The sequence below is a fragment of the Bacillus sp. E214 genome, assembly GCF_008087365.1.
Taxonomy (GTDB): domain Bacteria; phylum Bacillota; class Bacilli; order Bacillales; family Pradoshiaceae; genus Pradoshia.
On record NZ_VENN01000003.1, the window covers coordinates 15,333 to 38,961 of the forward strand.

The 23,629-nt window shown below is 35.3% G+C and carries 25 protein-coding genes and 1 pseudogene; 20 read left to right on the top strand and 6 right to left on the bottom strand.

Annotation, left to right across the window (positions count from 1 at the left end):
- Positions 1–2: 2 nt before the first annotated feature.
- Positions 3–422: an arsenate reductase (thioredoxin) gene (gene arsC / locus FHY47_RS12520; protein ID WP_139891542.1), complete on the top strand. Its 420-nt coding sequence runs from the start codon at positions 3–5 to the stop codon at positions 420–422.
- A gap of 94 nt (positions 423–516) precedes the next feature.
- Here the strand turns inward: arsC and yeiL are convergent, their stop codons facing one another.
- A complete protein-coding gene (yeiL, locus tag FHY47_RS12525; RefSeq protein WP_148630800.1) occupies positions 517–1,179 on the bottom strand; it encodes a transcriptional regulator YeiL in 663 nt (220 codons plus the stop codon).
- 94 nt (positions 1,180–1,273) lie between these two features.
- Here yeiL and FHY47_RS12530 point away from each other — a divergent pair, with 94 nt between their 5' ends.
- The gene (locus FHY47_RS12530) at positions 1,274–2,425 is read left to right on the top strand and encodes an MFS transporter (protein WP_139891540.1); all 1,152 of its coding nucleotides are present in this window, start codon (positions 1,274–1,276) and stop codon (positions 2,423–2,425) included.
- A 59-nt stretch (positions 2,426–2,484) separates the two neighbouring features.
- Entirely contained in the window at positions 2,485–2,886 is a 402-nt protein-coding gene (locus FHY47_RS12535) for a cytidine deaminase (protein ID WP_066102130.1), read from the top strand.
- A 41-nt stretch (positions 2,887–2,927) separates the two neighbouring features.
- Here FHY47_RS12535 and FHY47_RS12540 read toward each other — a convergent pair whose 3' ends face one another.
- Complete coding sequence (locus tag FHY47_RS12540; RefSeq protein ID WP_148630802.1) at positions 2,928–4,214, bottom strand: Ig-like domain-containing protein; 1,287 nt, start codon at positions 4,212–4,214, stop codon at positions 2,928–2,930.
- 327 nt (positions 4,215–4,541) lie between these two features.
- On the opposite strand from FHY47_RS12540, the gene FHY47_RS12545 reads away from it, so the two are divergent.
- Complete coding sequence (locus FHY47_RS12545; RefSeq protein WP_066102125.1) at positions 4,542–4,724, top strand: hypothetical protein; 183 nt, start codon at positions 4,542–4,544, stop codon at positions 4,722–4,724.
- Between the two features lie 115 nt (positions 4,725–4,839).
- Here the strand turns inward: FHY47_RS12545 and FHY47_RS12550 are convergent, their stop codons facing one another.
- A complete protein-coding gene (locus FHY47_RS12550; protein ID WP_066102123.1) occupies positions 4,840–5,070 on the bottom strand; it encodes a hypothetical protein in 231 nt (76 codons plus the stop codon).
- Positions 5,071–5,538: 468 nt separating this feature from the next.
- Between FHY47_RS12550 and FHY47_RS12555 the strand changes: the two genes are divergently transcribed.
- From FHY47_RS12555 to FHY47_RS12625, 15 genes and pseudogenes are all read left to right on the top strand, one after another.
- Positions 5,539–5,739, top strand: coding sequence for a cold-shock protein (locus FHY47_RS12555; RefSeq protein WP_066102120.1), 201 nt, complete (start codon positions 5,539–5,541; stop codon positions 5,737–5,739).
- Positions 5,740–6,351: 612 nt separating this feature from the next.
- Positions 6,352–6,948: a protein kinase domain-containing protein gene (locus FHY47_RS12560; protein ID WP_140461114.1), complete on the top strand. Its 597-nt coding sequence runs from the start codon at positions 6,352–6,354 to the stop codon at positions 6,946–6,948.
- A 225-nt stretch (positions 6,949–7,173) separates the two neighbouring features.
- The gene (locus FHY47_RS12565) at positions 7,174–7,506 is read left to right on the top strand and encodes a zinc ribbon domain-containing protein YjdM (RefSeq protein ID WP_066102117.1); all 333 of its coding nucleotides are present in this window, start codon (positions 7,174–7,176) and stop codon (positions 7,504–7,506) included.
- 272 nt (positions 7,507–7,778) lie between these two features.
- A pseudogene (locus FHY47_RS12570) lies at positions 7,779–9,152 on the top strand (alkaline phosphatase); the annotation flags it as partial.
- Between the two features lie 21 nt (positions 9,153–9,173).
- Positions 9,174–9,395 carry an Ig-like domain-containing protein gene (locus tag FHY47_RS19515; RefSeq protein ID WP_262366019.1) on the top strand — a complete coding sequence of 74 codons (222 nt, stop codon included), beginning with the start codon at positions 9,174–9,176 and terminating at the stop codon, positions 9,393–9,395.
- 711 nt (positions 9,396–10,106) lie between these two features.
- The gene (locus FHY47_RS12575) at positions 10,107–11,006 is read left to right on the top strand and encodes an EamA family transporter (protein ID WP_140461115.1); all 900 of its coding nucleotides are present in this window, start codon (positions 10,107–10,109) and stop codon (positions 11,004–11,006) included.
- Between the two features lie 643 nt (positions 11,007–11,649).
- Complete coding sequence (locus FHY47_RS12585) at positions 11,650–12,009, top strand: ArsR/SmtB family transcription factor (protein ID WP_066102105.1); 360 nt, start codon at positions 11,650–11,652, stop codon at positions 12,007–12,009.
- Between the two features lies 1 nt (position 12,010).
- Positions 12,011–14,137 carry a heavy metal translocating P-type ATPase gene (locus FHY47_RS12590; RefSeq protein ID WP_148630804.1) on the top strand — a complete coding sequence of 709 codons (2,127 nt, stop codon included), beginning with the start codon at positions 12,011–12,013 and terminating at the stop codon, positions 14,135–14,137.
- Positions 14,138–14,240: 103 nt separating this feature from the next.
- Positions 14,241–14,825, top strand: a complete 585-nt coding sequence (locus FHY47_RS12595) for an HAD-IIIA family hydrolase (protein WP_066102425.1) — start codon at positions 14,241–14,243, stop codon at positions 14,823–14,825.
- Positions 14,791–15,234 (top strand): GNAT family N-acetyltransferase, encoded by a 444-nt coding sequence (locus tag FHY47_RS12600; RefSeq protein WP_066102099.1) that lies wholly within the window; start codon positions 14,791–14,793, stop codon positions 15,232–15,234. Before FHY47_RS12595 ends, FHY47_RS12600 begins: the two co-directional genes overlap by 35 nt.
- A gap of 39 nt (positions 15,235–15,273) precedes the next feature.
- Positions 15,274–15,747, top strand: coding sequence for a methylated-DNA--[protein]-cysteine S-methyltransferase (locus FHY47_RS12605; RefSeq protein WP_066102096.1), 474 nt, complete (start codon positions 15,274–15,276; stop codon positions 15,745–15,747).
- Between the two features lie 123 nt (positions 15,748–15,870).
- The gene (locus tag FHY47_RS12610) at positions 15,871–16,710 is read left to right on the top strand and encodes a MerR family transcriptional regulator (RefSeq protein ID WP_148630806.1); all 840 of its coding nucleotides are present in this window, start codon (positions 15,871–15,873) and stop codon (positions 16,708–16,710) included.
- 73 nt (positions 16,711–16,783) lie between these two features.
- Positions 16,784–17,965 carry an MFS transporter gene (locus FHY47_RS12615; RefSeq protein ID WP_066102090.1) on the top strand — a complete coding sequence of 394 codons (1,182 nt, stop codon included), beginning with the start codon at positions 16,784–16,786 and terminating at the stop codon, positions 17,963–17,965.
- A gap of 344 nt (positions 17,966–18,309) precedes the next feature.
- Positions 18,310–18,798, top strand: coding sequence for a GNAT family N-acetyltransferase (locus tag FHY47_RS12620; protein WP_066102086.1), 489 nt, complete (start codon positions 18,310–18,312; stop codon positions 18,796–18,798).
- Between the two features lie 997 nt (positions 18,799–19,795).
- Positions 19,796–20,407 carry a DedA family protein gene (locus FHY47_RS12625; protein WP_066102076.1) on the top strand — a complete coding sequence of 204 codons (612 nt, stop codon included), beginning with the start codon at positions 19,796–19,798 and terminating at the stop codon, positions 20,405–20,407.
- A 49-nt stretch (positions 20,408–20,456) separates the two neighbouring features.
- Here the strand turns inward: FHY47_RS12625 and FHY47_RS12630 are convergent, their stop codons facing one another.
- Complete coding sequence (locus tag FHY47_RS12630; RefSeq protein ID WP_139891526.1) at positions 20,457–21,395, bottom strand: alpha/beta hydrolase; 939 nt, start codon at positions 21,393–21,395, stop codon at positions 20,457–20,459.
- A gap of 284 nt (positions 21,396–21,679) precedes the next feature.
- Here FHY47_RS12630 and FHY47_RS12635 point away from each other — a divergent pair, with 284 nt between their 5' ends.
- Positions 21,680–22,897 carry a BRCT domain-containing protein gene (locus FHY47_RS12635; protein ID WP_148630808.1) on the top strand — a complete coding sequence of 406 codons (1,218 nt, stop codon included), beginning with the start codon at positions 21,680–21,682 and terminating at the stop codon, positions 22,895–22,897.
- A gap of 34 nt (positions 22,898–22,931) precedes the next feature.
- On the opposite strand, the gene FHY47_RS12640 is transcribed toward FHY47_RS12635, so the two are convergent.
- Both FHY47_RS12640 and FHY47_RS12645 read right to left on the bottom strand, forming a co-directional pair.
- Positions 22,932–23,342 carry a putative ABC transporter permease gene (locus tag FHY47_RS12640; RefSeq protein WP_066102067.1) on the bottom strand — a complete coding sequence of 137 codons (411 nt, stop codon included), beginning with the start codon at positions 23,340–23,342 and terminating at the stop codon, positions 22,932–22,934.
- Positions 23,343–23,382: 40 nt separating this feature from the next.
- Positions 23,383–23,511, bottom strand: coding sequence for a YpzI family protein (locus FHY47_RS12645; RefSeq protein WP_066102064.1), 129 nt, complete (start codon positions 23,509–23,511; stop codon positions 23,383–23,385).
- Between the last annotated feature and the right edge of the window lie 118 nt (positions 23,512–23,629).

Genomic DNA, 23,629 nt, shown 5'->3' on the forward strand with positions numbered 1-23,629 from the left:
TAATGCCAAAGAAAAAAACACTTTATTTTTTATGTACAGGTAATTCGTGTCGCAGTCAGATGGCGGAAGGGTGGGCAAAGGAAATCCTGCCTGACTGGAATGTCAAAAGTGCTGGACTTGAAGCCCATGGATTAAATCCGAATGCAGTGAAAGCGATGCAGGAAGTAAATATAGACATAACTAATCACACTTCAGATGTGATTGATCCGGATATTTTAAATCATGCAGATTTGGTCGTAACTTTATGTGGGCATGCAGATGAACATTGCCCAGTAACACCGCCCAGAGTAAAACGAGTTCATTGGGGATTTGATGATCCGGCAAAAGCGGAAGGAAGTGAGGAAGAAAAATGGGCATTCTTCCAAAGGGTACGCGATGAGATAAGGGATCGGATTGATTGGTTTGCTAAAACTGGGGAATAAGCCTGTTAATTATTAAAGATAATGTAATGAAAAAAGCTAATCATTTAGATTAGCTTTTTTTACTTAGGCAGTGAATTGGACAACATATGTATCATTAATCAATTTTAGCTAATTCCTGAAGCCGCTCCCTATCCAAAATGATATAGCCACGATCATATTTTTTTATAAGATTTCCCTTACAGAATTGTGAGACAACATGTAATAAGTGACGGTAGGAAACTCCTAAATATTCACTGACTTCTGTGTGTTTTTCTTTGTAAAAATCATTTTCAGCTGACATTAAAATAAATGAAGCTAACCGATTTTCGAGCGGATAAATTTGAGTTTGGACAGATTTAAATGAAAGATAATGTGTTTTTTTGCTTAAAAATATGGACAAATGCCTCAGGAAAACCGGATCTTCTAATAATTGATTTTTACATATATGCATGGGAATAGCTAAACAGACCGTTTTTGTTGATGTTTGGACCCCTATAGAATATTGCTCTACTCCCAATAATTCGAGTTCGCCAATAAGTGACGGTGCTTCAATAAAATTAAGGAGAGATACTTTTCCGTTTTCAAGCGTGATATATAGTTTCGCTTTCCCTTCAACAATAAGGTATAGATACTCTGGTATAGAACCTTCTTTGTAAATGAATTCACCACGCTCAAATTCATGGACTTGAATAAATGGTTTTATCGAGACACTGGAAAAGGGTTGGATACTGTTTAAATCAATATATTGGCTGCGCAATGGTTCAGATAAAATCTGCACTTTTTTCCTCCAAATTATTAAAAAAATATGAGATATCTCACATTATTGTAAGCGTGAAACATGCTATGATGCAATAAGTATGGAGGGAGAAAGAATGAACAATCCGCGTTGGTTTTCACAGAACTTTTTTTTATTTTTTATGACATGGGGTATATTTTTACCTTATTGGACAGGTTATCTTGTACAAGGAAAAGGATTGACAGTATCAGAAGCAAGCTTAATTATGGGATTTGGATTGGTGGTACGAGGGCTATCAGCGCTCTTTGTTTATCCAATCGCCTCCAGATACTGGAGTGCTCATAAAGTCGCTTTCCTTTTAATTATCTGCTCATTAGCAGTGACAATCCTATATATACCATCGACATCATTTACTTCCCTATTTGTTGTCACTCTTATTTTTAGTGCCTTTTATCCAACTTTACTTCCCGCAGTGGAAGGTACTGCTAGTATTTTAATGAGACAGGGGGATGGGGCATATGGAAAAGCTCGCTCATATGGCTCTCTTGGATTCATTGTCTCTGTGCTAGTAATTAGTATGGTTACTGGGTATTTTGGGGATAGTGGGATTTTATGGGCAATGATGTTCATGCTTGTTTTAATGCTTATCAAGTATATTTTACCTAGCCCGGATATACTAACTGAAAAACCGATCAAAAATGAAAGTAAAAATACAATGAAAATGAGCAGCTTATGGAAGATTAAAAGCTTCTCAATTGTTTTGCTAATCGTATTTTTACTTCAGGGTGCTCACGCATCTTATTATAATTATGGCTATATTTATTTACAGGATTTAGGTGTAAACACATACTATATCGGTATGATCATTAATATTGCTGTTATTTTTGAGATCATCTGTTTTGCGAAGGCTGATCATCTGTTTAGAAAATGGCAGCCATCTTCTTTATTATTGGTAGCTGCTGCTGGATCAACTCTGCGCTGGTTATTGGTAGCTGTATTCCCGAATGTTTGGATTTTCATGTTATCGCAGAGTTTGCATGCACTATCCTTTGCTTTGGCACATTATGCATTTATCCTTTATATAACAAACTCGCTGCCAAAAGAGCAAAATTCCAATGCACAAGGTGTATACTCGGCTTTTGCTATGAGTTTTAGCACAGCGATATTGACACTGGCAGGAGGATTTTTATATGATATTTCTCCAGGACTCTCTTTTGCCGGAATGGCTATTTTTACATTGCCAGCAATTATAATCATTTTAGTGACAAGAAGAAAATATCGTTATTAATTTGGTACAATCGTATAAATGAGTGTCTTTTCAATTTATTGTAATTGGAGATGATCTAGATGGTAAATAAAGAAACATTATTGGAAAGTGCCCGTGCTGTAAAATCAAATGCTTATATGCCGTATTCTCAATTTCCTGTTGGGGCTGCCCTTTTACTTAAAGATGGAAGTATTATCAATGGTGTAAATGTTGAAAACGTATCTTTTGGTGCAACAAACTGTGCAGAAAGAACAGCCATTTTTACGGCAATTACAAAAGGTTATCAAAAAGGTGATTTTCAGGCGATAGCTATTTCAGGGGCCACAGAGGATTATTTACCGCCTTGCAGTATTTGCAGACAGGTTTTAGTTGAATTTTGTTCTCCTGACATGCCAGTTTATTTAACGAATGCAAAGAAAGAATGTAAAGAATTGACTTTAAAAGAATTAGTGCCATATGCTTTTACAGAATTAGATATGTAATGAATGCAATGACAAGAGAGAGCCACCTGGCTCTCTCTTATTTATTCAATGGAATCTGCAATTACTAGTGGGAGTGTAATATCCCATCCTGCTTGAGATGTATAAGTAAAGGAACCGTTTACTTCACCATAAATAGTGACAACGTCTTCATCAACAAAATCTGTATAACCGAGGTAAGCTACATAAATAATATCAGATACAGACCAGCCGTAAGAGGTTGGAGTAATAGAAAGACGAATTGCAGTCATTCCATCACTTTCCATTATTTGAACAATTTCACCTCTATATTTTACATATTCACCTTTGTAGCGGTCAGGGTTTTTATTCAGCTTGTCAAAACTAATGGTTTTAGCATTTGCTCTCTTAGCTTGTGCTTCTTCTTTTGCTGATAAGGTTCTTGTAAAAGCCACTTCTTTTGTTTGTTCCTTGAAATTTTCTTTAGTAGCTTTTATGGTGTATTTATATTCACCTTTTTCTTTTGTATTTACATTAAAGGAGAAAGTCCCATCTTTTCCGGCAGTAGCTTGATCCAGCTTTTTTTCATCCTTCATAATCGTTACTGTTGCACCAGGTTCTGTTTTACCTTTAATCGTATAGGAAGGTGCTTGTATCTGGCTATCATTTGTAACAGTAAGAGGAATATTAGGGATTGTTCTGTTTATGGAAATGTTCAAATGTTCTTCTGTATATCCCTCTTTATTAGCATCTACAACATAGTTGTAGGTACCTTCAGCTTTTGTATCAAGTTTGAAGGAAAATGTGCCATTTGCATCAGCGGTAACTTCTCCATTTTTTGTGCCATCTTTATTTAATATGACGGTTGCCCCAGGTTGTACGGTGCCTTTTAAAGTATAAGAAGGCACTTCTATATGACTATCATATGAAATATTCAAATCGATAGGTGGATACGCTCTCACTACTTCATACTTTAACTCTTTACTATACTCTTCGTTATTGGCATAAATGACAATTGGGTTTTCTCCTTCCTCAAGTACCACATCAGTAGAAAAGCTGTCTTCTTTGATAGTTACAGTTTTACCATTAACCTTTAATTGATCAGCATGTTCTACAGTACCTTTAATAGTGATAGTATCCTGAGTAGTTTTCACTTCTTCAGGTATTTCACTTGTTACATTCAGGCTGATTTCCATAGGAATAGGGTTTACAATGGATTCAATGATAAGAAAAACAAAGGAAGCTAGAAAGCAGCCACCCGCTAGAATTAAATTCTTTTTACCTTTCCCATTCTTCTTGATAAAGCCAATAATGGATAATATCAAAAAGGCTATAAAGGCAATAATTAAGGCTAGTACAAGAAAAACCAACATTTTGCACACCTCCAGATATTATTATATTGTTATAATTAATTTACCCGTTCTAGTAGACTATAAATATGGAAAAATATTCAGGGTGTCCTAAATGCAAAATAGTGGAAGAATGTATTAGAATCAAGGGGGAAATTAGTCCATTGTTCACCAATACCTTTGTAACCAACATTTTTTAAATATGGTACTTTGTATTTGACTTAAGAAGCTTGAATTCGAAGTGTACTGCAGCTCTTAGTAAAGTATAATAAATTGTTGCAATAATTTTATGAAACAGAAGATGGACAGGAATTATTTATCGAATTTTAATTGATTGCCAGGAGTTATTTAATGAAGTTATTTAGATTAAACAGACCGTTTAAGGGATTTAAAAAAGAAACAGAGTTTTATTTGATTGCAGAATCTGAATTTATTGGTGTTAAGGAGTTTGTATTAAGAACGACGGATTTAAAAAAAGTGATATCTGTAAATGAAAGCGAATATCTAAAGAATTTTACTCAAGTAAAGAACTAAATCTTTGGTTGTTAATTTTACGAGATTTAGATCTACAGTGGAAAGGTCCTTTTTACTGGTCTTTATAGGATACCAATTTATAAAAAAAGATAAAAGTCAGCCTGTCTGCTGACTTTTATATAGAAGCTGATTTTCTGTTGGATAGTTCATTTAATCTTTGTAAGACATAATCATTACCTTTATTTAATTCGGATATTAGTTCTTTTAATTTTCTCGCTCTTTTATATTCCTTGATTTTATAATAGTATTCAGAGGAATCTGTAGCCGAGTCAACCGCCTTTGCAGCCTTTAAGATTTCTATATTAATCATGCTTTTTAAGCTTGTATTTACGATAGTTTCCTTCATAATAGTCACCTCATAGTTTTCTTGATTTTATACTAGCATAATATTTTTTTGATTCTGTATATCTAACATACCTGTTAGATACTTATGGTCTTCTTGTTAACTTCCAATCAATTTGTTATTTTCTGAAAATACAGAAAGGATAATAAAGAAAATGGGGAATATATCAGCCTTGATTTATGGATATAATCTAGAACAGGAGCAGATGAAACTGTGAATAAATAAAGATAATTACCCATTCTCTAGTATGAGGAGTATTAAAGCAGGATTTTTTATATTTGTCTTGAAATAATTTTAAGTAGTTTCTATCATTTAGATTCTAAAATTTGCTAATTTTTATAAAGCATGTTATTCTTAAGAAGAATTATTTTTGTTCTAAGCAGATTGAGAAAAGATTTTGTTTTTCGTCTAAGGTAATTTGAGCAAGGATATTAATACATTGTGTGATATACACACTGGGAGGCAACAAACATGGAACAAGGTAAAGTTAAATGGTTTAATGCAGAAAAAGGTTTTGGATTTATCGAACGCGAAGGCGGAGAAGATGTATTTGTACATTTCTCAGCAATCCAAGGCGAAGGTTTCAAATCTTTAGACGAAGGTCAAAGTGTAACATTTGAAGTAGAACAAGGTCAACGTGGACCCCAAGCTACTAATGTTCAAAAAGCATAATAGCCAAAGCTATTAAGAAAGACTCTCCCTTGAGAGTCTTTCTTTGATTTAATAACGAAATAGGCATTCTGAAAGGCTCTATTCCATATGGAATAGGGCCTTTATTCAGCCATATGCTCAACAAGTAAAATGTACAAATGGAACGTAGTGTAGGATAGGATATACTAATCCCCTTTAGGTATTTTAGGAGTTCGTATATCTCTTTAATAGAAATATACGAATAATTGGATATGCTGTAAGGCTTTAAAACTTCTTGTTGTTAAAACAAAATGACATTATCAAAAAGTAATCTGGAATATTCTAATATACAGATTTTCAAATCTTTTCACCTATCTTATCAACTGTTTACCAGTGCTGAAGAAAAAATGGATATTGTTAATTTGGACATCTCTAAATGAATAGTTTTTTTTACCCAATAAATAATATAAAGCAGAAATTTTAATTACTTCAAAGGTATATAGTATAATGATACTAATTCTTAATATTAATAAAGGAAGTCCCCATTTCAAATAAGCCTAGATAGTTTTGGACTTATATGATATGGGGTTTTTATTTTAAAATGAGGTGTTTACTATATCCTATAAAGCTTTAGCAGATAGTGTAGAGATTGAAATGAATGGATCTAAACCAAGATTAATTAAATATAGCCAGAATCTAATACTAATAGGTACAGGCAGGAGTGCTTTTGTATTTAAAATTAAAGATAAGGATTTGGCTTTAAAAATATATTTTCCTCATAAAAAGAGAATAGCCCTTGAGGAAGCGACCATTTACCGTAAATTGCAGCATATAGATTATTATCCGTCGTTATATGATGATGGTAATAATTATATTATCATTGATTTTATTGAGGGCTATACATTGTTTCAATGTCTACAAAAAGGTATTTTTGTACCTGAAGAGAAAGTTAAAGAGATAAGCAAAGCTTTAAAAATGGCGGAGGAAGTTGGATTAAATCCCGCTGATATACATCTTAAAAATATTATCATTACTTCTGATGGAGGAGTAAAAGTGATTGATGTTGCTCGTTTCATGCAACAGGAAAAAGATAACCAGTGGAAAGATTTGAAGAGAGCGTATTTTCAGATGTACTCAAAAAAATATTTCCCTAAAAAAGTTCCAACCTTCATCCTCAATTTGACGTCATTCATTTATAAAAGAAGATTTCTCCCAAAGCCAATACGGGTTTTATTTGATTCTACCGAGTAGATATTTTGTGCGTACAGTTGAAAGGGAGAGTCATGAAGCAAAAATGTTAAATAGAAACCTTATTTCAACTCAACCTAAATATATTGTGACTATTTACCAATAAAACACTACTTTTAAAAGGCTGGTTGTCATGGTTATAATCTACTTTATGGATAAACATGAAAATATGTAAAATGCGAATACTATTAGTGTATAGATAGTATTAATTGCTCGGAGGTTAATAATATGACAACATTGCCAAATTGCCCTAAATGTAATTCTGAATACACATATGAAGATGGTCCGCTTTTAGTTTGTCCGGAATGCGGGCATGAGTGGACGTTAGAATCTGAAAGTGAAGATGTGAAAGTGTATAAAGATGCTAACGGGAATATTTTAAATGATGGTGACACTGTTACTGTTATCAAAGATTTAAAAGTAAAAGGAAGCTCCTCGGTTTTGAAACAAGGTACTAAGGTGAAGAATATTCGTCTCGTGGATGCTGATCATGACATTGATTGTAAAATCGATGGCTTCGGACCAATGAAATTAAAATCAGAATTTGTTAAGAAAATCTAAATAATCTTTTTAAAAAGGCGTTCAACAAAATATTTGTTGAACGCCTTTTTGCTGTGATTAATGTTGAAAAGTGAGAAAATAGTAGGTCTTTTAACACGTTATGTCATGTAAATGTAATATTCATAAAGATACTTATGAATTTAGTAGCAAAAAATGTAAATAAAAATATATAGATAACAAATTTTAACATAATCTTATATATTCTGTAACTTTATTCCAATAATTAACATGTATACTTTATAATAGTTAAACTATTTTAGGGAGTGGATGAATTGAAAGCGGTTAACAAAAAGGTTTTATCTGTATTTATAGCGCTATGTTTGCTTATTGGTTTAAGTACCGGTTTTCTATCTCTTGAAAAAAAAGAACATGCCGAAGCGGCAGGAAAGAAAAAAACAGAAGTTAAAAATATCATTTTTATGGTGGGGGATGGAATGGGAGTCCCATTTTTAGCTGCTCACAGATATATGAAAGATAATCCAAACACAAAAATAATCGAAAACACAACATTTGATTCATATTTGGTAGGCATGCAAACTACGTATGCTGATGATGAGGAACAAAACATTACTGACTCTGCTTCAGCAGCAACAGCTATGTCTTCAGGTGTTAAAACATACAATGCAGCAATCGCTGTAGATGTTCATCAAAATGAAGTTAAAACGGTCCTGGAAGAAGCTAAAGCGCTTGGGAAATCAACCGGACTTGTAGCTACATCCGAATTAACACATGCAACACCAGCATCTTTTGGAGCCCATGATATTTCCAGGCATAATATGAATCAGATTGCCGATGATTATTTTGATGAAATGATTAATGGAAAACATAAAGTGGATGTTATGTTAGGTGGCGGACTAAAGAATTTTGTACGCACTGATCGTGATCTAACAGAAGAATTCCAAAATAAAGGATATAGTTACGTTACAAATAAAAACGAAATGAGTTCGGATAAAAATAAACAGATTCTAGGGTTGTTTGCGGATGGTGGCCTTCCAAAAATGATCGATCGTACTAAAGAAATCCCATCATTAAAAGAAATGACAAATGTTGCAATAAATAAATTAAATAAAAATAAAGATGGATTTTTCTTATTGGTAGAAGGGTCGCAAATTGACTGGGCTGCGCATGATAACGATATTGTAGGTACAATGAGCGAAATGGAGGATTTTGAACAAGCATTTAAAGCTGTAATAGAATTTGCTAAAAAAGATAAGGAAACTTTGGTTGTCCTTACTTCAGACCATTCAACTGGTGGATATACTATGGGAGCAAACGGAGAATATAATTGGTTTCCTGAACCGGTCCAAAGCGCAAAAAGAACCCCAGACTTCATGGCAGCAGAAATAGCAGCCGGTAAATCTGTTGAAGAAACACTAAATAAGCATAGTGGCTTAGAACTAACGAGTGAAGAGCTAGATACGGTAGTGATAGCCGCTGAACCGATTGACGGTGTAAAAGACGTTACAAAAATTGATAATGCGATTGAGAACATTTATAATGCACGTTCAAATTCAGGTTGGACAACAAGCGGACACACTGGGGACGATGTGGCAGTCTTTGCATATGGACCTAAAAAAGATAGATTTAGTGGTTTAATAGATAACACAGACCAAGCAAAATTTATTTTTGATATTCTAGAAGAAAACAGTCCATACCTACCGCTGACAATCGAAGATGTATCCAGTAAGTCTACCAAAATAAAAGGAATGACTGCACCTGGAGCTACCATTTCTGTTAAAGTAGGAAAAGAGACAATTGGTTCTGGAAAAGCTAATGAAAATGGAGAATTTATAATTAATATCAAGAATCAAAAGGCTGGTAAAGAATTAACAGTATCAGCGAAGAATAAAGATAAAAGCAGCAAGGTTGTTAAATTACTCGTAAAATAATTACAAAAAAGACATTGCGATTTTGTGCAATGTCTTTCTTGTTTTTAGGAATGTTTTTATATTAGCGTTTAATTAGTTGGTTAAAAGAAAAATTATTAAAAGGAGAATTCTCAAAAGAAGATTAGAGTTTATATTTTACATTCAAAGAAATAGTCATTATAATCTAAATGGAATGCTAATTTTTTAAAAGCTGCAGAGCAAGTGTGTGGCAGGTGGATTTTTGAATGTTTTGTTTTCGCCACCCATCCCTTTATAAGGGGTGGGTGTTTTTTATTTTGGCCAGCTTCAGCTCCTAGGTCCTCGAGACATAAGTGTAGCTGCTGCAGGAGAGAAAAAAACGCTCTCCTTACGCACCTCCTCTTATGCTTGTCGGACCTGGGCAGTCGCTTCAGCTTTATATTTAATCCAGCTTCAGGGCCTAGGAGCTCGGGACATAAGCAAAGCCACTACGGGGATGAAACTCCCTCTGTGCCTTTGTCTTATACTCCTCGCGGGCCTACAGGATGTAGGTCATGAAGACGTTGCCACAGGACGTGGCGTTCTTAGTCTTCGTTCCTTGAGTTTTAGCTTTATATGCAATCTAGCTTCAACGGCTAGAAACTCAGGACATAAGCATAGCCTCTACGGGGGATGAACCTCCCCTTCGAGTCTCTTTCTTATGCTCCTCGTTTCTGAGCGAGCCGTTTCAGCTTTTTATTTTAGGAGGTTTTTATGGGGATTTGGAGATATGCTTTACTTGTTTTTTTAGGCGGTTGTTCGTATGGGGTGGTTTCTACTTTTGTGAAACTTGCCTATGGGGAAGGGTTCACTCAGGGTGAAATTACAGGTAGTCAGTATTTGTTGGGTGCTGTTATGCTGTGGATTGTAGCATTATTTGTACCTAAGGTTAAGTTGTCAGGTAAGCAAATAATAATTTTATTAATCAGCGGCTTCCCAATGGGACTGACGGGAATCTTTTATAATAAATCGCTGACCTATGTAGATGCATCGTTTGCCATCATTTTGCTTTTGCAATTTACATGGATTAGTTTTGTATTACAATATATTTTCGATAAAAAGGCTCCTGGTAAGAAAAATATTATTGCCACTGTGATCATTTTATTAGGATCCATTCTTGCATCAGGTATCTTGGCAAGTAATGGCGAAGTTTCATTAGTGGGTATAGTTTGGGGACTCCTATCTGCGACATCATTTGCCTCTTTCATTGTAGTAAGTGGACGCAGCAATATCGAAATTCATCCTATTTATAAGAGTGCATTTATGACAACGGGGGCAGCGTTACTCATTTTAATCGTATTCCCGCCAGTATTCCTTCTAAATGGTACATTGATGGATGGCTTATTTATATATAGTATAGTTGCAGGTTTATGTGCTTCCTTAATTCCTCCTATATTCTTTAATATAGGTATGCCTAAGATAGGAAGTGGGCTCGGGACTATCTTAAGTGCTTCAGAATTGCCTATGGCTGTATTAATGTCTGCTCTTGTGCTTAATGAAGTAGTAACTGGAGCACAATGGATAGGCGTAATTATTATTTTATGCGGAATTGCTTATCCGAATATGAGGATGCGGTGGAACCGTGAAGTTCAAAATGAACCGATTGAATTGTAATATTAATTTTTTGTACAATAAAGATTTACTTAGTTCAATTTAGAGGCTGCCGACAATGTCGACAGTCTTTTTTTTTGTAGATATCGCTTAGCACGAAAACTTCCGGGACTTTAAAGCAGGAGAACTTCCTCGGTGTCGTCAATTAAAATATGGTTTCATCCTGATTGCTTAATTTAATAAAAAAAGGGAAAAAAATAATAATTAGTATAGCAATTGTTCCGCTTAAATAACCCAACCCCAATATAAAACCTCTATCTTTAAAAGATACATATTGCTTGTTTTTGCAGCTTGGACAATCCTTTCCTTCCTTAGTAAAGCCGAGTGACCAAATGTCTTTAACTTTCCACTTGAAATTACAGTGTGTACACCTTGCCAACAATCCATCAACCCCATCTCTATTCTTTGTTGGATTACAGGGAATTTCTGTATTTCATTTTACCATCAAATCAAAATTATTGGGAAAGTAGGAAGGTTAGAAAATAACCGTATAAGATTATACCTGCGAGAAAGTAAAGGAAATAGACTTTTGCTCAAATAATAAAATAACCCAAACCTTTTTCAATATTCAAACATATATTTGAATGATAAGTAGAAGGGATATATAATATAATCAAACGAAGGTTTGAATGAAGAGGGTGAAATAATGAGTAAAAAGGATACATGTGATGTATACGGGTTTGATCAAACTAAGGTTGATCGCATAAGGACAGATATACAAAGAGAAAATTTGTCCAGCGTTGCTCAATTATTCAAAGCGCTAGCTGATGAGAATAGAGCGAAAATAACGTATGCTTTATGCCAGGATGAAGAGCTATGTGTTTGTGATATAGCGAATATTATTGGTTCATCAGTTGCGACTGCTTCTCACCATCTAAGGACTCTTTATAAACAAGACATTGTTAAATATCGAAAAGAGGGCAAATTAGCTCTATATTCATTGGATGATGAACATATTAAACAAATCATCATGATTGCCTTAACGCACAAGAAAGAGGTGAAATGAAATGAATGAACATGTAAAAACAGATCAAAAAACATACCGTATTGAAGGGTTGAGTTGTGCTAATTGTGCCAATATATTTGAGAACAATGTAAAAAATCTAGATGGAGTCAAAGAAGCTAAGGTGAATTTCGGAGCATCCAAGATTTATGTGCAAGGCTCAGCTACAATTGAAGATATAGAAAAAGCGGGTGCTTTTGAGCATTTAAAAATACGAGATGAAAAAGAGAAAAAAATCGAAAAGACTCCGTTTTGGAAACAGAAAGAAACCTACAAAGTTTATATCTCAGCTATATTAATAGTGATTAGCTGGTTTTTAGGCCAGATATATGGTGAAGATCAGATAATTCCTACAATTGGATATGGAGCAGCGATTTTAATAGGTGGTTATACCCTTTTTATAAACGGCCTGAAAAATTTAGGGAAATTAACCTTTGACATGAATACCTTGATGACCATTGCCATTATTGGTGCAGCGTTGATTGGGGAGTGGAGTGAAGGAGCTACTGTAGTTGTCCTTTTTGCCATTAGTGAAGCATTGGAGCGTTATTCAATGGATAAAGCGCGACAATCGATTGAATCTTTAATGGATATTGCTCCGAAAGAAGCCTTGATTAGGCGTGGGCATCATGAAATTATGGTGGATGTCGAAAATATTGTGATCGGTGACGTCATGATTGTAAAGCCGGGACAAAAAATAGCAATGGACGGTAAAGTGATAAAAGGAACGTCAACTTTAAATCAGGCAGCCATTACGGGTGAAAGTGTTCCGGTTTTTAAAGCCATCGATGATGATGTGTATGCGGGTACATTAAATGAAGAGGGATTGCTCGAAGTAGAGGTTACAAAACGAGTAGAAGATACAACATTATCTAAAATCATTCATTTAGTAGAAGAGGCTCAAGCGGAAAAAGCTCCTTCACAAGCTTTTGTAGATAAATTTGCTAAGTATTACACCCCTGCAATCATCGTGATTGCGTTCTTAATTGCCATTGTACCTCCATTATTTTTCGGTGCGGAGTGGAGTGCTTGGATTTATCAAGGGTTGGCTGCTTTAGTGGTAGGCTGTCCATGTGCTTTGGTTGTATCTACACCGGTTGCTATTGTAACAGCCATAGGGAATGCTGCTAAAAATGGTGTTTTGATTAAAGGTGGTATTCATCTTGAAGAAGCTGGACATTTAAATGCAATAGCCTTCGATAAAACAGGTACCCTTACAAAAGGTATCCCTACTGTAACAGATTATATCGCCTTTGCTGAAAATAAAAATGAGTTATTCATGATTGCTGCTGCAATAGAAAATGGTTCACAGCATCCATTGGCCTCAGCGGTAACAAAAAAAGCTGAAGAAATGGGTCTGAGTTATAAAGATATAATCGTGGATGAATTTCAATCCATTACAGGTAAGGGAATAAAGGCTAGCGTTAATAAAGAAACGTATTATGTAGGAAGCTTGCACTTATTTGAAGATTTGTTAATGGATCAGATTAAAACAGAGCAAAGGAATCAGATTCAGTCACTTCAAACCCAAGGTAAAACGATGATGATTCTTGGTACGGAAAAAGAAATATTAGTTATCATTGCAGTGGCTGATGAAGTGAGGGAATCCTCTAAAGAGGTTATTAAGAAGCTTCATCAAATTGGAATACAAAAAACGATTATGCTCACAGGAGATAATGAAGGAACAGCAGCAGCAATTGGTCATGAAGTTGGTGTTTCAGATATAAAGGCTGACTTACTACCAGAGGATAAATTAAACTATATTAAAAATCTCCGTAAAAGTAATTTGCGTGTAGCTATGATTGGAGATGGAATTAATGATGCTCCTGCGCTGGCTGCAGCTAATCTTGGTGTTGCCATGGGCGGTGCTGGAACAGACACAGCCTTGGAAACAGCTGATATAGCTTTAATGTCTGATGATTTAAGTAAATTGCCATATACAATTAAGTTAAGTCGTAAGGCGCTGACCATCATCAAACAAAACATCACCTTCTCATTGGCAATTAAAGCGATTGCCCTATTATTAGTCATTCCAGGCTGGTTAACATTATGGATTGCTATCTTTGCTGATATGGGTGCGACGTTAATCGTGACATTAAATAGTTTAAGATTGTTGAGAGTGAAAGAATAGAGACGATGCAGGAAGCAATTTGCTTCCTGTTTTTTATATAAAAGGATTTTGTAATTGATATATAGAAATTGTAAGAAGAAGGGGATTATATATTATGAATAAGATAAATAAAATTGAAGCAGTTTTTATTGATCGAGACGGAACAATAGGTGGAGATGATACGATTCATTATCCGGGTAAATTTGAGTGTTTTCCCTTTACGCATTCTTGTATCGAGCAGATTAAAGAAAATAATATAAAAATTTTCGCATTTACAAATCAGCCAGGGATTTCTAGAGGAATGGCAACCGAGCAAGATTTTATCGATGAGTTAAAAGGCTTTGGTTTCGATAATGTTTTAATATGTCCTCATTCTCCGGAAGATGGATGTAAGTGCAGAAAGCCAGGGATAGGAATGTTATTGAAGGCTGCTTCTAAACATCTATTAAACTTAGAAAATTGCATTGTGATTGGGGATAGATGGAGTGATATGGCAGCAGCTAAACAGGCAAATTGTTTAAAAATACTTGTAAAAACGGGATCAGGACATGCGACATTATTGAAACATCAGAAAAAAATTAAGAGAATGACAATAGAGTATATTGCTGAAGATTTAAAGGATGCTGTGCAATGGATTTTCCAATCACTAATTAATCAAGAGGAGGATAAAATAGTTGGAAATTTATCAGGCCACTCTAAAGAATCGTGAAGGGGTTAGCCAATTATTTAATTCGTATCGAGAATTTTATCATCAACCAAGTGATTTTGATGGTGCAATGACTTTTATTAGTGAGCGCTTAGAAAAGAGGGATTCAATTATTTTTGTGGCTGTGAATCATAAAAGGTATGTGGGATTTATACAGCTTTACCCGTCGTTCTCCTCTATTGCCATGAAACGAACTTGGATACTTAATGATTTGTATGTTATACAAGAAGCAAGACGAGAGGGAATTGGACAGCTGTTAATGGATGCAGCTATTAACTTATGCACGGAAACGGGGGCAAAATCATTATCCCTTCAAACAGCACCTGACAATGAACAAGCGCGAAGACTGTATAAAAATAATGGTTTTACTTTAGATAATGAGTATGACTCATTTATTAGGTATTTTAGATAATAATGAACAGAATGATTAATGTAAAGGAGGATATTTTAGGTGGGGAATAAATATGCCTATTATTATACGACGCTAATAGGTAAAGTAGGAATCGCAGAAGATGGGATCGGGATTACAGATGTGTTTTTAGGTGAAAAGCCAATAAAAGCTGAGATTAAGGAAACACAGTTAATTAAAGAAACTGTTATGCAACTGGAGGAATATTTTAAAGGGGAACGGCAACAATTTTCTGTAAAACTGAATCCTCATGGTACTCCATTTCAACAGAGTGTATGGAAGGAATTATTGCAGATTCCTTATGGAGAGACAAGAAGCTATAAACAGGTGGCAGAGAGGATAGGGAATCCTAGTGCCTCTCGAGCAGTAGGAATGGCGAATAATAAGAATCCGATTTTTATTATCGTTCCCTGCCACCGTGTAATCGGTGCTACTGGAAAATTGGTCGGTTATGGGGGTGGACTTGATATAAAAGAGAAGCTTTTGGGACTGGAGTTTGAACGGATTACAAATTAAAGGTGATTCGAGCAGATTGCATTGATTCGTTTAGAATCAGTTTTATTTTGGCTTATAAACGGTCTTTGATAGTCTATAATGAAGTATATCTAATTGCATGAAAGAGACAATAAGGAGTCAGAAATGGAGAAACAATATTTTTTGATTGGTGAAGTGTCAAAGCTTACAAATACATCCGTTCAAACACTACGGTTTTACGATAAGATTGGCTTATTTAAACCTTCCTATACCGATCCTGATAACCAATACCGATATTATAGCAATACGCAGCTGTTTTATTTGGATATCATTAAATCACTGAAGCATGTCGGAGTCCCGTTGAGTGAGATAAAATCTGTATTACAGTTATCAGCGGGGGAGATGGCTGAATTTTTAGATGCGCAGGAAAGTAAAATTGAGCAGCAGCTGCGTCGGCTGGAGGATGTTAAGGCCATTCTGCGTTATAAGAAGAAGCAAATACTAAATCAACCCTCTCCTGAACAATTAGAAAAAGTGTATATAAAAAAATATGATAAACAGCGTATTCTTACTTATAATCAGGCACCTTCATCCGCCACTATCATTCCAGTAAAAGAATATGGCCATTTAATGAAAGTATTAGAAGACCATGGAACGGTATTTGACAGTGTCTATTGTGCGACGTATCCATTAAAAAAATATGATTCTATGCTTGATTGGCAATATACGTCTATCTTTACACCAGTTCTCACGGACGAGGAAATCACGGTCTCAAATAAATATATGGAGATTGGTGAATTACCTGCTGGTAAATACGTATGTATTGCCTTCCATTCAGCAGAAGGAGTATATGAATCCTCTTATGAGACGCTTTATTCTTATATTATAAACAGAAAAATACCAACTGATAAAATCGTCTATGAGTTGTATATGCCTTTTACCGATACGGCAGTCAATGAAGATGATTTTATCGTTGAATTGAAAGTACGAATAAAATCTACTTGACCCTATAGTAACTATAGGGTTTATTTTTATTAGTAGGAATTATAAACTAGTATACAAGAAAAGGAGTAAAACGATGTCAGGCAGCAAGAATCAGAATAAAGTACTTATCCTTTTATTAAGTAATATGTTTATTGCATTTTTAGGGATTGGCCTTGTAATACCAGTTATGCCTACACTTATGCGAGAACTTAACCTCGATGGCACGATTATGGGCTACCTCGTTTCAGCGTTTGCGGTCGCACAGCTCATTTTCTCACCATTTGCAGGGAAATGGGTGGATTTATACGGACGTAAGCGTATGATTATAATCGGTATGTTTTTATTTGGCATATCAGAGTTGATATTCGGTTTGGGAGAACAGGTATGGGTACTGTTCCTGTCCAGAATTTTAGGTGGAGTTAGTGCGGCATTTATTATGCCTGCAGTAACAGCATTTATCGCAGATATTACCACAATGAAGGAACGTCCAAGAGCATTGGGGTATTTATCAGCAGCAATTAATACAGGCTTTATCATTGGACCGGGAATTGGTGGTTTCTTAGCGGATATAGGTACGCGAGTGCCTTTTTATTTCGCCGCTGGACTAGGGATTTTCGCGGGAATCTTCTCCATTTTAATGTTGAAGGAACCTGAGCGCACAGTAGAAACGAATTCTTCAAAAGAAGTACCTGGCAAGAAAGGATATCATAAGCTATTTACGATTATTTACCTTATTCCGTTCCTAATTATCTTATCATCTTCACTTGGTCTATCTACCTTTGAATCTATGTATAGCTTATTCGTTGATCAAAAATATGGCTTCACTGCTAAAGATATAGCGATGCTCATTACGGTTAGTGCCATATTAGGAGTCATCGCACAAGTATTTTTATTCGAGAGAATTACAAGAGTAATCGGGGAAATATGGCTGGTTAAGCTATGTTTACTGGTAGGAGCTGTTTTTGCGTTCCTTTTAACAAGAGCATCCGCTTATTGGAGCGTGTTGGCGGTAACGTTTATGGTATTCCTTGCTTTTGACTTAATCAGACCGGCAATAACGACTTATCTATCTCGTATAGCCGGAAAAGATCAGGGATTTGTCAGTGGTATGAACTCAGCATTCACGAGTGTTGGGAATATTATCGGACCGGCAATTGGTGGGATTTTATTTGATATTGATCTCATCTACCCATATATTTTTGCGGCTATATTATTGGGAATTAGCTTGCTGATTTCCTTTGTATGGCGTGAAAGGACAACGGAAGTCCAGTCATAGATTGATTGTATTAGAGGCAAACCAGCTGTGTTTTTTTGCGCGGCTGGTTTTATTTTTAAAGTACTTACGGGCAATATCACTGTATTGATTTTCTTAAAACTCATTTTTCTATCTCCTTCAGCATATAATCGTGTAGTGAAGGAGGTCCGCCCAATAATCGGACAAGCATTTTTGAGGTATTATAAAGAGACATAGATAGTAATCGACGTTTCAGTTCAATCGTAAGATTAAGATATAAACTTTTTCAAACGTGATTCACAGAGAGTTTGTCCCTGAATAAAAGCTATACCTTGTCTATTAACCTGTAACCAGATTTATTAAATTCGCAAAGGAGTAAGCGATAGATGAAACTACAAATTCGATTAGCCAAGGATTCAGAAACCATGGAGATTATCGAACTATTAAAAGGGGCTGCGTCATGGCTCAAATCTGAGGAAATTGATCAATGGTCTTATTTATTGTCCGGAGGAGAGGATCTCGATATAGAGCGTGCTATTCTCAACAATGAGACCTATGTAGCAAAGTATGAAAATAATCTAATAGGGACCTTTACTTTATCATCTATTCAAAGTGAATGGGATCTCGATTTATGGGGGAATCAAGAGGATAGTTCCTTATATTTACATCGCCTTGCTGTAAATAATGAATATAGAGGGCAGGGACTGGGGTGTAAAATAATTCGGTGGATTGAAGAGAAATTTTCCGGTCGATATATGTATTTAAGACTAGATTGTGTGTCCAATAACCCCAGACTTAACCAGTTTTATCAGGATTGTAGATTCAAATTGGCTGGATCCACCGAAGAATTTAATAAATATGAAAAGTGTATTTAAAAAGGTAAATCAAGAGGAAGCGGTAAAAAGGATTGATAATAAAAGATATTTAGATTTAAAAAAGTTTAAGTATCAAATGTTTGAAGAAATGGTTACGGAATATAGGAATGTTAATTAATGAGTGAACGTATTAATAAGACATTTTTCTGGAAACTAGCCAACTAAAAAAGGACACCCAAATAGGCATCCTTTGAAAAGTTATTACTACCACGGAAATATGAGATAACACAAACATGCAATTATAGCTAAAACTAAGTTATAAAATATGTATTTATATTTTTTTTGTAGTACAGATATAATTGTTGAAATAATAGCAACTACCACTGCCATAGGAATAGTGAATAAAAATACGCCAAGAAAAAAAGTATCGATATAAACTAGAACAGTAAGTATGGCTGTGATGCTTGTCCATAGGATTGGATTTTTAAGCATAATTTAATCCTCCTCGTATAACTTGGTAATTATTATTTCAATATAATATAATATCGAAAACATTACTTCAATAGATTTTTGAAACCAATTTAAAGCTATTTCGTTATATACTACATACAATAATCTATACATAAACAGATATAGAAAAAGAAGGGCACCAATAAATAATAGGATTGAAAACATAATTATTATGCCCCCTTAACAGCAGAATCACTTCTCTTCGATATTCCATAGATGATACCGACAAGTCAGGAAAGAAAGGGAGTCAAATACGTATCGTGATTTACTCATAGGTTGCATAAATATATCTGCTGAGTTGAGACCCTATAATGATAATAATGATAGACACCAGCAGTAATTTGGAAATATACATCTATATGTTTTTCTTCCTAGCCTATATTATAAGAGAGGCTAAGGGCATTTATTTTACTTTCTCCTAGCTTTATGTTGATATTGTATAATGAAGATTACTATGATTGTCCAAAGAAGGAATATTATGATAGTGCTTTAAAGGTATTTCTGATTGGTCATAACACATAACTGATACATAGAAAGGATGGTCCAATTGGAGTCTTGGATAATGGACTTGATGAATCAATTTGGTTATTGGGGAGTGTTTCTCCTAATTGCTTTAGAAAATGTATTTCCTCCTATTCCGTCTGAAGTGATTTTAACGTTTGGAGGATATATGACACATGAAACTCAGTTAACGGTAGTTGGTGTCATATTGGTATCTACAATAGGTTCGGTTTCCGGTGCAATCATTTTATATTTCATTGGCCGATTGCTTGATGTCAGTCGTTTGGAAAAAATAATTGATCGGTATGGGAAGATCCTTCGTCTTACAAAAGAAGACATTTATAAGGCTGATGCCTGGTTTGATAAGTATGGTATTTGGACAGTCTTATTCTGCCGTCTAATTCCCTTAATTCGGAGCCTAATTTCTATTCCTGCAGGGATGTCCAATATGAATTTTCCATTATTCATTTTGTTTACAACAATAGGGACAGTTGTCTGGAATACCATCCTGGTCAACCTGGGAGCAAGTGTGGGAGAAAATTGGCATGAGATTGTAAACTATATGGACACTTTCTCAAATGTAATCTATGTCATACTCATTGTGCTATTTATCCTGTGTATTGTTTGGTATATTCGAAAAAGAAAAGAACGGAAGTAAACTTGAAAAGCCCTTATTCTCCAGATGAAATGGAGGACAAGGGCTTTTATTATTTGTTTGGCATATAGTTTGTTAAAAATGAACTAACTTTTTCTTCATACAATGCTGGATTTATATCATAGGCATTGCCATGCTCTGCTTTCGGTACTGAATAGAGGTCTTTTTCTGATGGAGTAGCCTCATAAAGCTCATGTACCATTTCAACTGGAACAAAGGTATCAGCTTCACCATGGATATAGAGGATGGGTAAATTTGTCTTCTTGACCTGCTCGATAGCTGAAGCTTCTCCAAAAGAGTACCCTGCCCGGATTTTTGTTAACAAACTAGTAGTTTGGATAATTGGGAAGCTTGGAAGATGATACATTCTTTTCAATTGATAGGATAGAACATCTTTGGCAGACGTATATCCGCAATCGGCAATAATTGCTTTTACTTGATTTGTCAGCTCTTCGCCGCTTGTCATTAAGACAGTAGATGCCCCCATCGAAACACCATGCAGGGCGATGTTTGAATCTTCTCCTTTACGATCGATTATATAATCAATCCATTGAAGATAATCCTTGCGCTCTGGCCAACCAAAACCAATATAATCCCCTTCGCTAGCACCATGTCCACGCGCATCCGGCATAAGCACATTATAATTTAAAGTTTCATGATAATATTTTGCGTATGCAGCCATATTCTTAGCCTTGCCTGCGTATCCATGCGCAATAATAACGGTTTGATTGGTTGGTTCATTAGCTTCCAAATAATAGCCTTTTAATTTCAGACCATCCATAGAAGTGATTGATACAGTCTCAAAGTTTGATTTGCTCATCCATGAAAGTGCCTGTTCCAGTAGAGAGTTGTCGGTTGAGACATCTAAATCTGGATTATCATCTAGAAAATCCTTATCAGAACGATAAACGGCTACTTTATAAAAGTAGAAGCTGGCTGCAGTCAGAATGGCTAGTATGAGTATGGTGATAATCGCAATCCACTTTTTCATAGTCCACATCCTTCTTCTAAGTTGTCATAACAACTATCATACATCGAAAGATGACTTTTTGGTATAAGGTTTCTTTATCTATAATTACCTCAATTATCTATAATGCAGTAAGGATTATGTACCAGTGCGCGACTGAATAAGTGGAAGACCTGTTTGAAGGAAAAAATTGAACGTTATCACAGATAGTAGATGTTAAATTTTCCATAAATAAAATGTTCAAACAACCTGTTAAAATATAGATATACAATTTACAAGTCAAATAGGATTTTATAAAGGAACTGACAATGACTCATACAGATAAATACCAACTACGACTTAAAGAATACTTAAAGCAAGCTGGCAATCCTTTGCTTATCAAATTACTCATCAATGGTTTAACAGTAGAAATGACATATCAAAATGGACTTCTTAATAAGGTAATCATGGTTGATCAAAACCATTTTGAAGTGGATGTAACTCAAGTGGTTCGAATCAGTGTAGATGTCCCTGACAAGATTTTGTTTAAGGGATTATTAAAGGTGAGGGCACATGTCATTCACACCTTCTCGGATTTTGAAAAGTTGAATCGAAATGGCCTGTATTTACATCATAAAGATTTAACGAAAAAAATACTCCAGCAGCAGATGGATTATGAGCAAAGAAAGCTAAGGGTCATTGTTTCAAATATTGTTGATATATTCGGCTTGGATAATGACAGTGGTTATAATGAGATTGAACAGGTAGAGTTTCTAAAGAATCAAGGATTTCACGTGGTCTATTATGAGCAAATTGAAAATAGTATTGAAGGAATTCATTTATTTTACGAGACTTTTATGGAGTATCACCGTCAAGAGATAGGCTATTCCGTATCAGGTCTGCAAATACTTTCTGCTGATTCACATGACTGCAACGAAGGGTTCATATTACCTTTTTCATCTGATGAAGCAATTTTAACAGTTGATGATATTTGTCCTGAGGTAATTCCATCTGGAAGGATTGAGTCTATTGTCAGAATAAAAGCGATTGATCTAGCAGGAGAACGTTATTATTCCCTTCGGATGCATGGATTCTCTTTAATCAAGTTAATGGATATTCGAATTGGCGACCAGGTTTTGATGTCGGATGTACAAACTATTATAGGGGTGGAAATAGAAAAACGGACAGGTACAGAAACTTGCTTTGTCCTACCTGAATTTTGCCCTAATTGTGGGGATAAAGTAAAGAATGATGGTGAGCAACTATATTGTACAAATAGCGATTGCAGGAATAAACCGGTATTCAATCGAGAGCAGCATGGAATAAAAGGTAAGACTGTGGTTATAACTGGTACACTTTCAATAAGAAGATATGATTTCAGGAAATTAATTGAACAAGCTGGTGGAGTACTGGCGGGAGCGGTTACGAACCAAACAGATTACTTATTAATGGGGTCAAAAGGGGTAGGGACAGTCAAATATAGAAAGGCAAAATCTCTTAAAGTGCCTATTATAACGGAAGAACAATTTAGATTGATGATTGAATAGGTGAGGGACCAATGAAGCTCATTGGTCTCCTTTATTAATTTATGCGAAGGTTTGAGTGATTTTTCTGGAATAACCAAGAGTGTAAACGCGGATATAGGATAATTCCAGCTATTGATAAAGGCAACCATAATAGAGCATAGGGTACACAAATTTGTCCATAAAGATTAAAAGGAAGGGCACTATAATCCCATATAGATAGCTTTAGCCATATATTTAAAATAAGACCGGCGCATAGCTCTAGGAAGGTCACTAAAAGAGTACCTGCCAAAGCTTTCAGATACAGCGGGATCTTAATTAGAGTCAGGAACCCAAACAGAGTGAAGCAAATACCACCAAGCACCCCCATTGTCCAATGAGTATGTCCCCTCCATATTAGCTCTACTAACAAATAAAGAGCGCCGCCAATAATCCCGAGGTGTAAGGTTTTCATGAGAGTAAAAAACATTTGGACGCCTCCTGTGAAGAAGTTTATATAAGCTACAAGATTATTGGTCTTTTCGTGCTTCATCAGCTGTGTCCAAACGCGTAGAACCATTATTATGTAGTGCTTGATCACGATCAGATTCAACGCGCTTGCTGTTTCTCAGCTTCTTTTCTTGTCGGTCTTTACCCATATTACTCACTCCTTTTCGTGGATTAAGCTTAGGGTAACCTTTCTTTGATTTTTCATTACTATTTTTAAAGGGAAAATATACAAGTACAAGTTAGGAGAAATCGTAGGAATAGGGATCG